The 15,030-nt window shown below is 38.4% G+C and carries 5 protein-coding genes; 1 reads left to right on the forward strand and 4 read right to left on the reverse strand.

Annotation, left to right across the window (positions count from 1 at the left end; all coding sequences use genetic code 11):
* The first annotated feature begins 253 nt into the window (after nucleotides 1–253).
* On the forward strand, nucleotides 254–4,870 hold the full coding sequence (locus NTX22_09800) for a hypothetical protein (GenBank protein MCX6150806.1): 4,617 nt from the start codon (nucleotides 254–256) through the stop codon (nucleotides 4,868–4,870).
* Nucleotides 4,871–4,962: 92 nt separating this feature from the next.
* On the opposite strand, the gene alaS is transcribed toward NTX22_09800, so the two are convergent.
* The 4 genes from alaS to NTX22_09820 form a co-directional block, all read right to left on the reverse strand.
* On the reverse strand, nucleotides 4,963–7,548 hold the full coding sequence (gene alaS, locus NTX22_09805; protein ID MCX6150807.1) for an alanine--tRNA ligase: 2,586 nt from the start codon (nucleotides 7,546–7,548) through the stop codon (nucleotides 4,963–4,965).
* A 238-nt stretch (nucleotides 7,549–7,786) separates the two neighbouring features.
* The gene (locus NTX22_09810) at nucleotides 7,787–8,368 is read right to left on the reverse strand and encodes a GrpB family protein (GenBank protein MCX6150808.1); all 582 of its coding nucleotides are present in this window, start codon (nucleotides 8,366–8,368) and stop codon (nucleotides 7,787–7,789) included.
* A 103-nt stretch (nucleotides 8,369–8,471) separates the two neighbouring features.
* Nucleotides 8,472–9,242, reverse strand: coding sequence for an SDR family oxidoreductase (locus NTX22_09815; GenBank protein ID MCX6150809.1), 771 nt, complete (start codon nucleotides 9,240–9,242; stop codon nucleotides 8,472–8,474).
* 106 nt (nucleotides 9,243–9,348) lie between these two features.
* On the reverse strand, nucleotides 9,349–14,997 hold the full coding sequence (locus tag NTX22_09820; GenBank protein ID MCX6150810.1) for an aminotransferase class I/II-fold pyridoxal phosphate-dependent enzyme: 5,649 nt from the start codon (nucleotides 14,995–14,997) through the stop codon (nucleotides 9,349–9,351).
* Between the last annotated feature and the right edge of the window lie 33 nt (nucleotides 14,998–15,030).

Below are 15,030 nucleotides of genomic sequence, written 5' to 3' on the forward strand. Positions count from 1 at the left end.
GATAGACACGATTACTGTACAATGGAAAATAAAGAAGAGAGCAAATTCTTAGCAATAAAGAAAAATAAATATTTAGTCAAATTGGAGTAACCTTAAGAGCATGATGGTTTGACAAAAACATTATCAACATTATTAAATGCATTAATTACAGATTTCAAATCTGAATTTGATTGAATCAACGGGTAATAGTACAAAGGGCTATAATTTGAATATTAAAATAATTACTTCAAACTAACATAAAAAAAGGGCAACCATGAAAAAGTATATTTCCATTACTCTGTCCACTTTTGTTCTGATTCTGTTATTAGGAACAAAAGTTTTTGCAATATCTAAAACAACTTCACAATCAGGCAATTGGAGTGCATCATCCACGTGGGGTGGCAACCCTTCTCCTGTAGCTGGTGATGATATAATTATAGATGGCGGATTCACTGTAACAGTGGATATTCCCGATGCAGTTTGTTTAAGCATTCAACTCGGCGGTTCTGCACTTGGTCTTGGAACCGGAACACTTTTATTTACTGGTGGATCTCAGGTAACAGTATCAGGCGCTGTTTCAATTGGACCATTTAACAACAACAACACCGCAGGCAGTGTAATTATGTCTAATGGTGGTACACTTATTTGCGAGGGATTTATTGTAGGTAGGTTAGGAACTTGGACGCCTGGAACGGGAACCATTGAGTTGACGGCTACCAATACAATTCCTAATAATAACAATATTATATTTAACAATCTTACAATAAGTAGCGGTATAACCACGCTCTCCCATAACGTAGATGTAAATGGTAACCTGTTAATCAATACAAGCGCAACGCTTAATGGTGGAGCTAATACATTAACGGTGGGAGGTGACTGGACGAACGATGGTTCATACGCTGGAAACACTGGTACTGTTACATTTAAAAAAACTGGTAATCCAACTATCTCAGGTACCGGAATAAACAATTTCAACCTCATAAGGGTAAACCTCGGTACAAGTATTAATAATACGCTGGAGGTATTGTCGTCACACTTTAATGCTCCTGATGGGTTTCTAACTCTTACTAATGGGACGTTCAAAATGTCCGGAACATTCACATTTACAAACACATTTCTTGTTGGACCAAGCTATAATATTCAACCAACATCCGGGTTATGGATCAACAATCCGAATGTAACTGTAGTTGCTCAGGCTGGTGGAATCTCTTTAAGAGGATTGTTAAGAATTTCTGCAGGAACATATAACATCGGAACAGGTATAGACAACTCTCTTACATATGTTACAGGTTCATCTATCATTATCGAAGGTGGATCACTTCACATTGCAGGTCGGTTAAATGGAAATAATTCAACCGCTACCACTACCTATAATCAAAGCGATGGGGTGGTATCTGTCGTAGAACAGGGTTCCACTGATCCAGTATTTGCTGGTTTTGATCTTAGTGTTGTAGGCTCTTCATTTACAATGGCTGGTGGTAATATAATCTTGAGAAATGCAACAAGTGCCCCAACAGATTACCTTAATAATTCATCAGTCGCGATTGTTACCGGAGGTACACTTCAGATAGGTGATGCAGGTAGTTTAAATGCCCAGGTTATACGCATTCAGAGCCCTCGTCCAATTGGCAATCTTCTTGTCTTCAATGCAACAGCACAACTTGTTAGTTCAAGTATTAGCGTTGTTAACAATGTTACTGTACAAACAGGAAGAACACTCAATGCAAATGGATTCAATATATCGTTGGGCGGAGATTGGTTTAACATCGGTACATTCATAGCCGGTGGCAATACCGTAACGTTCAATGGATCTGTAGCTCAAACACTAACTAACCCCAGTGGAGAGCAACTCAACAACCTCACAATCAATAAAACAGCAGACACCCTAACACTGAAAAATTCCATAACAGTCAATAATACATTTAACCTTGCCCAAGGTACAATTGAAGTAGGCAACCATACTTTAACACTTAACAATACTGTAAATGGAGCTGGAACACTGATAAGTGCAGGCATTGGTATTGTCAACTATAATCAGGGCAGTCCAGGGCAAAACATTCTTGCAGCCAACTATGGTAACCTTGTATTCAGCAACTTCATTAAGACACTTGCACCATCGGGTATAATTAGTATTTCAGGAACGTTTACACCAGGATCTTTAAGTGGGCACACGGTTACGGGCAGTACGCTGAACTTTAATGGAAGTTCTCAAGATATCCCGGCTTTCATTTACAACAATCTTATTATTAGTGGTAGTGGTATAAATACAGGCTCCGGAACTATTACAGTTGGTGGAAACCTGACTATCAACTCTGGGGTCACTTTCTCCGGTACATCTACACTTAATCTCAATGGTTCAGTTCACACAAATGATGGTACACTAATTACTTCAACGCTCTCAGTTGGACCTGGTGCTGTATTTACAAACAATGGAACTACTTCAGTCAGCTTAGCGCTAAATGGAGCCGGCACACTTACACAAGGATCTGCCGGAATACTTAACATTGGTGGTACAGTTGGAATTAACACTCTTAATGCTTCATCCTCTGGTAGCTCCATAAATTACACTGGTAATGGACAGACAATTGTTCCTGTAGTTTACTACAACCTAACACTTTCTGGATCGGGAACACCTATTCTTACTGGATTAAACACAATAATTGGAAATTTCACTCTCTTGGGTAGTGTAACTCCCGTAGCTGCAACGGGAATAACCATGGGTGGAAATTTTTCAATTAACTCCGGGACGTCGTTCGATGCAGGTAGTTTCTCTCACTCACTTGCAGGCAACTTTAACAGCTCAGGAACATTCATCGCAGGTACCAGCACATTTACTTTGAGTGGTACGAGTGCCCAGACTATTAGTGGATCTACATTTTATAATCTGTCAATTGCTAACTCTTCAGGTGTAACAATCACAAGTGATGAAACCGTAAACAATACACTCTCACTTGTTAATGGTTCCATATCTATTGGGGCTCACACGCTCAACCTCAATGGATCTCTTTCATTCGGAACGGGCTCACTGGTTGGTGGTTCATCTTCAAATATAGCAATTGGCGGTTCTGGCACCAGTACAATTCTGCCAACCATTACTTTGAACAATCTCTCACTTAATCGAAGCAGCGGTAGTTCATTAACCGGAGATATTACAATTAATGGAAATCTAACAATCGCCAACGGCACTTTAACAACGAATGACCATATCATCACTCTTGCACAAAGTGGAATTCTTTCTGAAGTTGCCGGACAACCGGTTATTGGCAATATCAGCACGACTCGGAATATCACTGCAACATCCGGCATAGAATCTTTTGGGAATATTGGAGCTGACATAGTGTTGAACGGTATTGCACTTGGTAATACGACAGTCTTAAGGAAAACCGGCATAACATCTACTGGAAATGGACACAACTCAATCAAGCGGTCTTTCGAAATTGTTCCAGCTACCAACACCGGATTAAATGCAGGTTTAATATTTCATTTCGATTCAACTGAATTGAATGGGCAAAATTCCAGTGCACTTGAACTTTATATGTCTAGAGACAATGGGACTACATGGAATAATAATGGAGGAACCGTAGATTTATTGTTAAACGCTATTAGCATAACAGGAGTTAATGATTTTTCTCACTGGACTGCCTCGGATACGACTAATCGAATTGGCAATACTCCTACTCCTGCAACGTTCTCCATCAACCCGGCAGCAGCAACCATTGGCGATCCAGGTTTTAGTATAACGGTTAATGGTGTAAATTTCGTCAATGGCAAATCCGTCATTCGGTTTAATAGTAATAATAAGACAACAACGTTTATAAGCAGCACACAATTAGTTGCATCAATTCCTACAAGTGATCTTCAAATCGCAGGAACATTTCCAGTAACGGTCTTTAATATTGATGGTGGTGGATTATCTAATTTGCAACCATTCACAGTAGCTTCTCTGCCACCTACAAAGATTAGTGTGGAAACACTTGCAGATGGATCAGGAATAATTGTTCCTCCACAGGCACTGCCATCAGGGTCATCAATCACAGTTTATGCTATTTCAAGAGACGCTTTAAACCACTTTGTTGCAAATGTAGCAGCCGATGAATGGGCTCTGGAAAACATTTCGGGTGGTGTTGTATTATCTGATCTGGTACCATCTCCTGATAAAAAAAATGCTGTGTTATCGGGGCATTTGATTGGTGCTGCCACTATAAAATCCACTTCCGGTCCATTGGTTACAATTCCATCGGGGACAGTAACAGTTACGCAAGGTACAGTGGCTAAAATAAGAGTTGAGACTGCTGCAGATGGCTCTGGGGTGGTGGTTCCCGCAGATACATTGATCTCAGGATCTTCAATAACTGTTTACTCAATTGCAAGAGATAGCTTTGACAATTTTATTGAAAATGTTGCCGCTGATGCATGGAGCCTCGAGAATATCAATGGTGGTATTGTTGCTTCCGATCTGGTTGCTGCAATTAATGGAAGGAGCGCAGAATTCAATAGCCATTCTTCAGGCAGCGCTAACATAAAGGCAACATCTGGGGCTTTAACTATTATTACGTCTGGTACAATCTCCGTCGTACAACCTACAGGAATAGAAAAAGGAGAACAACCCATCTCATTTGCGTTGATGCAGAACTATCCAAATCCATTTAATCCATCTACAACTATAAAATATGCATTACCAAACGAAAGCAAAGTTGTGTTATACATTTACAATATTTTTGGCGAACAGGTTGCGGAGCTTGTAAATGAAATTCAACCAGCTGGTTATTACAATAAAAAGTGGTCAGCAGAAAATTTATCAAGCGGAATTTACCTTGTTAGAATAAATGCGAAAGCAATTGGTAAAGAAGAAAATTATAATAAGATTATAAAGATGCAGCTTGTAAAGTAATTTATAATGAAGAATGGATAATGTATAATGAGGATGAGTTTTTCCTCATTATACATTGCTAATTATAAATTATACATTCACCGTAAAATCGATTAAATAAAATTCAGGACTATCTCTTCCACCTTGTGCAATGCTTCATCAATCTTTGTAACATCTTTTCCGCCAGCAGTAGCAAGATGAGGTCGTCCGCCGCCGGCGCCGCCAACTATCTTTGCTATTTCACCAACAATTTTACCCGCGGTTAATTTCTTTTCTTTAATCAGTCCATCAGAAACCACGCATACAATTCCAACTTTTCCTTCTATCTCACTAATCAAAACACCAACACCTTCCTTCATCTTGGAACGAAGTTCATCACCAAAGGATTTTAGTTCATCCATATTTAATGCATCAACTTTACCGGTATATATTTTCAATCCCCTGATATTATTTGGTTCACCAAGTATCTCGCTTATAATTTCCAATTTACTTTCAAGACTTAATTCAGCTAATTCTTTTTCAAGTTTTTTCTTTTCTTCTAAAAGATGAATGGCTTTAGCTTCTTCTTTCTTAATTTCTTCAGTTAATTGATTGATATATAACTCAACTCCTCTTCCGGTCACGGCTTCAATTCTTCTAACTCCGCTCGCGATGGAAGATTCGCTTACAATTTTCAGCAATCCAATTTGAGAAGTATTCTTAACGTGTGTACCTCCGCAAAATTCCATACTGTACTCGCCGAACTGAACAACATTAACCTTATCACCATACTTATCGCCAAAGAACATCAGCGCTCCCATCTTCTTTGCATTATCAAACGGGATTGCCCGGTGATGTGTTAAATCCACATTGCTTCTTATCTCTTCGTTAACCATCGATTCAATCTGGTTCAATTCAGCTTCACTTAGTTTTGAGTAATGTGAGAAATCGAAACGAAGCCTGTCCGGTCCAACATACGAACCGGATTGATGAACGTGCGTACCAAGAACTTTTCGTAATGCAGCGTGGAGCAGATGAGTGGCAGAATGATTTCGCATGATGTCCCATCTTCGTTTTTCATCAACTTCAACCATTACTTCCATTCCAACGGAAAGAGGAATTTCTTCTGCATTCTCCGCAACATGAATCACATAATCATTCAACTTTATTAAATCAATTACCTTTAGTTTACTTCCACCGATTGTTATCGTTCCGAGATCATCAATTTGACCACCTGATTCAACATAGTAAGGAGTTTTATCTAAAATGATCAACGCTTTATCTTCTTCTTTTTTATAACCAATAATTTTTGCCTGCACTTCAAACTCATCAAAACCAACAAATTCTGTTGAAGAGTTTTCAATCAGATCAAATGAATCAAGATTGCTTATAATAACATTGGCTGCAGCAAATTTGTCTTTAGAAGATTCTCTTGCTCTTGTTTTTTGATCTGCCATTAATTCATTAAAGCGAGCTTCATCAATCAAAAGATTTATTTCCCTTGCCATAACATTTGTAAGATCAATAGGAAATCCATAAGTATCATAAAGCAGGAACACATCTTCTCCGCTTATTATTTTTTGTTTATTAGCTTCAACCTTCAAGGCGATCTTTTCAAAAAGATCAATTCCTCTATCGAGAGTAACATTAAAACTTTCTTCTTCACCTTTAATAATTTTTTCTATGTAGCTTTGTTTGTGTTTAAGTTCCGGGAAAACACCGGACATATATTCAACCAGAACTTTAACAAGTTGGTAAATGAATGGTTTATCCAGATTAAGTTTTCTTCCGTAGCGGGCAGCTCTTCTTAAAATTCTTCTTAACACATAACCTCTGCCATCATTCCCGGGATTGGCGCCGTCCGCAATTGCAAATGAAAGCATTCTTAAATGATCGGCAATTACGCGCATCGGGATTTTATGTTCCTCGCTGTCATAATTAATTCCAGCCATAGCCGAGATCGCTTCAATGATTGGTGAGAAAACATCTGTATCGTAGTTGGAAGATTTATTCTGCAGAACAGCGCAAATTCTTTCAAAGCCCATTCCGGTATCAATATGTTTTAAAGTAAGTTCGTGGAGTGTACCTTCTTTATCCCGGTTATATTGAATGAAAACCAAATTCCAGATCTCAATACATTCCGGTACACCGGCATTCACAAATTTCGGATTATCATAATCATCGCTTAGATTAAAATGAATTTCTGAACATGGTCCGCAGGGACCGGTTTCCCCCATCTCCCAAAAATTATCCTTCTCATCAAAATGAAGAATATGATTTGGATTTATATCGGTTTTGTTTTTCCATATTTCATATGCTTCATTATCAGTCCTGTATACAGTAGCCCACAATCTTTCCTTTGGAAGTTTCCAGACAGCTGTAAGTAATTCCCACGCCCAGGTAATCGCTTCTTCCTTGTAGTAATCACCGAAGGACCAGTTGCCAAGCATCTCAAAAAAAGTATGATGGTAAGTATCGTAGCCTACTTCTTCCAGATCGTTATGCTTGCCGCTTACCCGGATACATTTTTGTGTATCCGCCGCACGTTTATATTTTCTTGTTCCCGCACCAAGGAATACATCCTTAAACTGGTTCATTCCTGCATTTGTAAAAAGTAAAGTCGGATCATCGAATGGAACAACCGGCGAGGACGGTACAATACGATGTTCTTTATTCTTAAAAAAATCTAAAAACTGCTGCCTGATCTCTGATGATGTCATAATTCCTTAGTATTAATTATTGATTAACTGGTCTCAAATATAATAAAAACAGGAGTAAAGGCGAAGACGTGGAATTAAGCACCAAAGAACAAATACTAAATAACAAACACCAAAGAACAAACAAATACAAAATTTCAAATTACAAAAATCAATCGTACATCGTTTGCGTGTATGCGATGTTGCGATAGCAATATGGGTGAAACAAAGTGGAACCGCATACACACTGTTATGTTAAATGCTAATTTTGCGATTCATAATATTCCTTTGCTTTCTTAGTAACAGACAAGATGAAGTTGCTTTTTTCTTCTGTGTATTTTACTCTGTTGTTTGCATATTCTACTGACAACTTTCTCTTTAATTCATCATAGCGTTTCGCTTCCGCAGGAAATTGCCGAAGATAATCTCTGAAATAAAGCCTATCCCATAATTCAGAATCTGCCTCTGCCATATGAATGTGATGTGTACGTTTGCCTTCTAAATTTCGCTTGATGAACCAAGCGTAGTACGGTGGACCATCATCACCAAAAGCTGGGCGCCAAAAGTATTCATAACCTTCAGCTTCCAAAATAGGTACAATTTGCTTTTTTGTATCTTCTAAACTTGTAACTTCCACCAGAATATCAATAATTGGTTTTGCAGAAAGACCAGGGACCGCCGTACTACCAAAATGCTCAATTCTTTTAACGATATTCTTGGGCAATTTCCTGCGTAAAAAAGCGGCTTCATCTTCAAACATTTTTGACCACGACAAATTATAAGGAACGATAAATATTTCCTCTTTCACTAATTCCTGGATACGTTTTAGCTTTTTTTCATCCATATTAATTAAGCAAAATTAACATTTCACATAAATTTTGGTTTGCGAAATTGGAATTTGATCTTTGTTGTTTATTCCGGAATCAGGATTTATTATTCTCAAACACTCAATCTCTATGTACAACTGTTGCAGAAGCCTGCCTTGCCGGAAGAATAATTATTTCTGCAAGATTGATATGTGCCGGTCTTGTTACAATGAAAATTATCGTTTCAGCAATATCTTTTCCGGTTAGTGGCTGTAATCCTTTGTAAACGTTCTTTGCTTTTTCTTCATCTCCGTGGAAGCGGATATTGCTGAAGTTTGTTTCAACTAATCCAGGATCGATTGTACTTACTCTTATGTTTTTATCTACCAGATCCATTCTTAAAGATTTTGTGATTGCATCCACAGCATGTTTGGTTCCGCAGTAAACTCCTCCTTTGGGATAAGCTTCGTGTCCTGCAATTGAGCCGATGTTTATTATATGTCCGTTCATTCTTTCAACCATGCCGGGTGTAACAGCGCGCGTTACATAAAGCAAGCCTTTTACGTTGGTATCTATCATTTCTTCCCAGTTATTAAAATCATCCTCAAAAAGTTTTGCCAATCCGCGGGCTAAACCGGCATTGTTAATCAGAATATCAATTTGCTTAAACTCTTCCGGCAATGAATCAACGAAGCTGTCAACTTCATTTTTATTTCGAACATCTACTTTATCAAAATGGATTTTGATGCCATATTCTTTCTTTAATTCTTCAGCAAACTCAGTTAGAAGATTTAATCTTCTTGCACAAAGGATTAAATTAGCGCCAGCTTTGGCAAACTCAATAGCGCACGCTTTTCCGATTCCAGATGTTGCACCCGTTATAAATACAATTTTGTTTTTAAGTGATTCCATAATTCCCATAAAATTGATTTGATAATATATTTAAACCCACGAATGAATAAGTGGTCTGCTTTTCCCATCAACTACCTGCCTTTGCCGGCAGGCAGGTCTTCCATCCCTACCCATTCTCTCCGCAAATTCTTGCCATCTGTAATATGTAAAAACGGAGCAAGTCTTGTTCTTTCTGCGTAAGTGCCTGCTTCTCGATAACCAAAATTCTTTCAACATCTTTCAACGCGCGGATAACATCAATTGGTACTTCTACCATATTGCCAGGCAGGCGGGAAAGATATTGAACAGAAGCAATTAAAAACTGCCTCATCGAATCATCAATTGATCCTTTAAGCAGGTCAGCTAAATTTGCACCAACATTTATCTGGTTTGCACCAACCGAAAAAATATTTTCAGTTCCTTCAACATCTTTGGAAACGGAATAGAGTGCACGGGATAATTCCACAAAACTTTCCACCTGCTGCAGGATAGGCTTCTCAAGCATCTCCCAGATTTGCGCACGCCAGAATTTTACTTTCTCAGGAATCTCTAGCAATTCTTTCACTTGATTTATCCAGCTTTTATCAATCTCACCAGATATTTCTGATTTCAGCAAATTAAAGTTGGTATTAAATAAATCCGGTTGAAGAAGAACTGCAAGATCGGGACGCAAAGCTGGCAGTAAATCAGCAACAAATTTTTCTCCTTCAAAAAATTCTGCTACGTTTATTCCATGCCGTCTAAGCAGTTCCTTCTGAAGCAATCCAAGGAATGAAAACATTGAATCAATATCTTCTCGTAAGATTAATAAAGCCGAGTTTCCGGCTGGAAATGCTTTCTCAGTTAATGACAAATATTTTAATCCGGGATCATGATAAATCCTTAGCGAATGCAGAATTTCATAAACTGGTAAGCGTGGCAATATAACGTCACTTACCAGGGAAGAACTCTCACCTTCGGTGAATTTCATCCTTTCAAATTCGCGCAGGCTGCGGAATAAACCGGTGGTTAGCTGGTTGATTCCAAGTATCATCGTCTGCGCCTGGTTATGCCCAATCGCTCTCAACAAACTTCCGTGATGAGAAAGCGGTATGGTTCCGGAAATTCTTTCAAGGACTCTTTGCCCGGCATTTTCTCCAAGATTTCTGCTCGGTCTTACTACCGGACGGTCCCGCAAATTTGGTGTAGTACGTGAAATGAAATATGAAATTGCATGAATACCAACCACATCTTCCTCAGTTCCATAAAGAATTGTGCGGAAATTTTTAGTAACAATTTCACAAAACTTTTCATACAGTTCGCTTTTCTTTCCGATGGTTAAGCGTTCTAATTCCTGGTAACCCCTGGTGCCGAACTGCAAACGAGTATCCAGCAAAGGTTCTGCCGCTCGGTAAATTTCTTTTTCGTAAAAATGCTGCGCCTGCTTAATATGATAGAAAAGCTGTGCTCTTTCTTTAACTGAAATGAACCGGAGTTTTTCCGCAAGGTTGCTCTGGAAGGTTCTTAAATCGCCTCCGGAAAAAACTCCAAGCAAAGGACTTGTAGCATACTCAGTACTTTTTCTTGTTGAGTCGTTAAGATTTTTAATTAAGCGCTGCTGGTTTTCCTTGGATGATATGAATGCCGGTTCACCTGCAACCGAAGAATAATATCCACCCTGGCGCTGCATTGGTTCGCCGCTGCCAAGTTTTATTCTTACATCAGCAACAATTCCTTTTTCTGCCAGCCATTTAATTGCAGTTTGTTTCGCTTCTTTAAACAAAGCCGTACCTGCGGGCTGCCCTACAGCCTGACTTAAATCTGACCCAGCAATAAACAATTCGCAAATCATTTCTGTAAATCGTTTTTTTGTTTCCTGATTTAACCTTCTGCTTTGGATTGAATATTCCCAAACACGGTTAAGATAATTTTCTATGTTACGGACAGTTTTAATATCTTCAAAAAGAGGAATGATCCAAACTGGCGGAAGATTGCTGTTCGGTTTTTCGCGAAGAGAATGTTCCCTGCGCGCAACAAGTTTTCGATCCAATGCAATCAGAGCTTCCGGTTCAGTAGACATACTAACTTGCAGAGCCAGGATCATCCCGGGATTGCCACATTCACCGGAGATTTCGTTTATCTCCATTATATTGTGAACAGTTGTATCGATGGAAAACTGATCGCGTGCCGTAATCATCTTTTGATGGATACGCGGAGTGAGCAAAAACCGGTTTAATAAATTTTTATACAAACCGGCAACCAACGCAAGTTCTTTATGCTGCAAATTATTTTTAATCTGAGGCAACAGCGAGTGGAGTGTTTTTCGTAAATGTTTATTTAACGAAAAATAATATTCAAGATTGTTTCTTCGCTGCAATCGCAAGTCGAGCATTTTCTTTTCAGTTCTATCATTGTGCTGCCATAAAGCATAAAGCGGATCTTTTGCAACATGTAGCTTCATTCCCAGGCGGCGCGCACGCCCGGTTTCTATGTTAAACGGCAGAACGCTTCGGTATCTTTTTTCAAGTTGGTTCGTTAGGATTGTAATTTCGTTTAATAGCTTCCAGAAATTAATATTCTTATTGGGAAGTTTTAATAATTCGCTGGAAAGAGTATCCTCAATTTTAATTGAATTATCATACTTCAACAAAGTATTCAACAAGATGGAAAGCTGGTTTACATTTTCAATAAGTGCCGAAGCCACCAGGCGGTGCCCTTGTCCAGAAGGTCTTGTGCTTCCATCCCAATCGCCCCAGAAAGATAAAACTGATTGGAAAGATTCATTCGAATTCATCTGCAGGTATTCTTCTGCAGCAATCATATATCGCAAATCGCAAACAAGCTCATCCGCTTCCTCTTTCGATTTTATTGTAACATTCAATCCAAGAAATTCTTTAATCAAAGCATCAGATGTTTGTTCGATCAGATCATTTGGTAATGAACTTCCTCTGATCAGGCTGCCGATTATCTTATCAATTAAAATATCAACCTGAAGGGAGTACATTTGAGTTGGATGCACAGTGCGGTCATAAAGCCGGTGCTTAAAAAGCAATTCTCTTTTTTCAAGACTTTCTTTAAATAATTCTTTCTCTAAAAGTTCAGTAAGAGCTCTTCCCTGATCTGCTCCAGCAAAAGACAAAACTGCATTGGCAATTTCAAGATTGTCTTTGAAACGTTGTTCGAAGGTTCTGATTCTATCGGGAAGAAAATCATTTATAAAATTTCTCGAAAATGTTTCGTGATTAATTCCTGCCGAAAATAATTTTAATCGATTCCCGATATTTTTTCTTGCGCTTTCATCAATTCGTTTTGAAAAAGAATGCCACTTTTCATTAACATCCGGAAATTGATTTCTCGCTTCAGATGATTTTGATGTTCGAATAAATTTTCTTGCGTTGTAGTTGGCAGCTTCCTCAGCAATCATTCTGTTCAAATCAATTAAAACTCGCCTCGTTTTTCTAAAGAGTTCTTCGGGTCCATCTTTTCCACCAAGGGTTAAACGAAAAGTTTTTCTTGCCAGCTCAAATCCTTTTGCTGTACGCGCAAAAGTAGAAAGCGGTACCAAACCAATCCCCTGCGTTGCCAAACCTGATGCAAGCCAATCCAGCGATAAACCGGATGGAAGATTCTGGATTATCATTTGCGGATACATACTTCCTTTTGGACCTTTGATTTCAATGCCGAAAGGATTCCTTTCTGCAGGAAGATTTTCCTGCGCGTCATTCAGCGCCTTCATCCGCTCAAAGAAAATTTGATTACGTAAAAGCCAAAAAGAACTAACGTATTCCGATCTGTTCCTGTAAAACAAATAAGCAATTAACGTTGCCATTATATTCGGTTTTATCTTTTCAATCTGCGCAGCAAATTTTTCTTTTACTTCAGGATGTGGAATGTGGGCAACTGCCAGTCTTGCACCTGCAAAGCAATCTGTTTTAGAAAGCGAATGCATGGTAAAAACGAATTTCCTTTTTTCAGCATTAACATATCCGTTCTTTACAAGATCGAGTGTAATCTGCTGAATTGTTTTAACGCCGGATAGTTTTTTTGCCGGAGCCACATTCTGATATGAAAGATCATCAATAATAAAGATGTCTCTTTCAAGCAGCCATTTAATCAGGTGCGCAAGTTTCTCTTCGGCAAAAACCTGTCCGCTTGCATTATGCGGATTGTTGAAAACCACCGCTCCGTTTTTATTCCAGTTTGGATTTTCATCCAGCTTTTTAGTTACTATGCTGATAATTCCGTCAACATCAAGATCAAGCTCATCGGTTAACGGCACTACAGAGACTGACGGAAAGCAGTGTTCGTACGTCCAGCTATAGTCGCATGTAACCGCTTCTTTAATTCCGCAATGAAACCCAAGCAGACTTAATCCAGTTCGTGCTGAACCGCTTATAACGAAAGAATCTTTTAATTTATATTCAGGATGATGATTAATAAACGAGACCAAAAAATTATTTATCAGTTCATCAAACCACTTTTTAGAATTTATATTGCTGAATAAAGAATCCAAAACTTCTTTAGATGATAAGTTAGAAAATGAATCTTCGTTGAAGAATGGGAAAGACATTCCGTTAAAATATTTATTTGTTAAGGATTCTCCCTTTTCCAGAATAGAATTTATTCTGCCATCAATTACTTTTGTTTTGGATTCGATCAGATCAGAAATTTTATTCGATATTATTTTTGTATGAGTATAGAAGTTGCTCCCGAGCTGTGTTGTAGGTAAAACATTTTCCTGTGATGGTTCGGAACTAATTTTTAATGCCGCGCTGCCATTCTTTTTATGAAAATTATTTTTTAAAAGAAATGTAAGAAGCTCAGCTTCGGCAGAAGCAGGCGTTCCTTTCAACTGAAAATGAATTGCGTCGAGAGTTTTTAAATATTCGGAATTCCCCGCAACAAAAACTAAAGATAGTTCAGAAAAAAGAGGTGATAGAACCGCCGGCGAAATGTAACGCACAACTCTATTCATCATCTTTGCTTCGCGTGCAAGGGAAAGATGATTAGGTGCTTCGTTGGCTTCAATAAAAAATAGTGGGTTCTCTAAGCTTAGAAGACGGAGATTTCTCCGTGTCTCTTCCCGTAAATTTTTTCCTATTAAAAAGTAGGTTGGGGCTGCATTGTTCTGAATGAATTGTGCTTTTATTTCTTCTGTTAAAAGTTCTTCGTTACTAGAAAGTGTATTGAATTCCAAATGCGAAAAATTTTTCAAATAAACTGGCAATTCAATTCCGAAAGTTAAAATTCTTGCCGGAAGCTTAATCAAATTTTTATTTAATGCATGAAACAGTATTCTAAAACATTCCCAGATACCACCGCTGTTGATGCTGCACTCACGCTTGCCGGATTCCCTTCCTAAATCATATTCAAGCGGCTCCTGTTGTTCTTTTGTAAGCCAGTTATGAAAATATAAAATTAGTTCGCTTGGATTTTTTACATTATATCCACCACCCGGCATATAAGGAACACTTTTCTGGATTGTTGTCTGAACAAACTCCAATAGTTTCTTTTTGTCTTCATTCCAGCCAAGTTCATCCAAGATCGAATCGAGCGTATTTTCCGTAATATCAGACTGACTATTTCCTAATCCAAGTACAGTGCGAAAAAAAAGTTGGGTGAGCTGCGCATCTTCAATCGGATTACCGATATGAAAATTAACACGTTCCTTAACTGGTACCGGAGAAATAGCCGTAGCTTCGCTTATTTCAGAAATCTTGGCGGCTTTAAGCGGCTTAAGTCTGAAGTAACTTAAATAATCCTGTTCTATATTTTTTGTTTTATTATTCGTAATCATTCCCAAAACAAATTGAAAGCAACAAACTAATTC

It is taken from the genome of Ignavibacteriales bacterium (assembly GCA_026390815.1).
Taxonomy (GTDB): domain Bacteria; phylum Bacteroidota; class Ignavibacteria; order Ignavibacteriales; family SURF-24; genus JAPLFH01.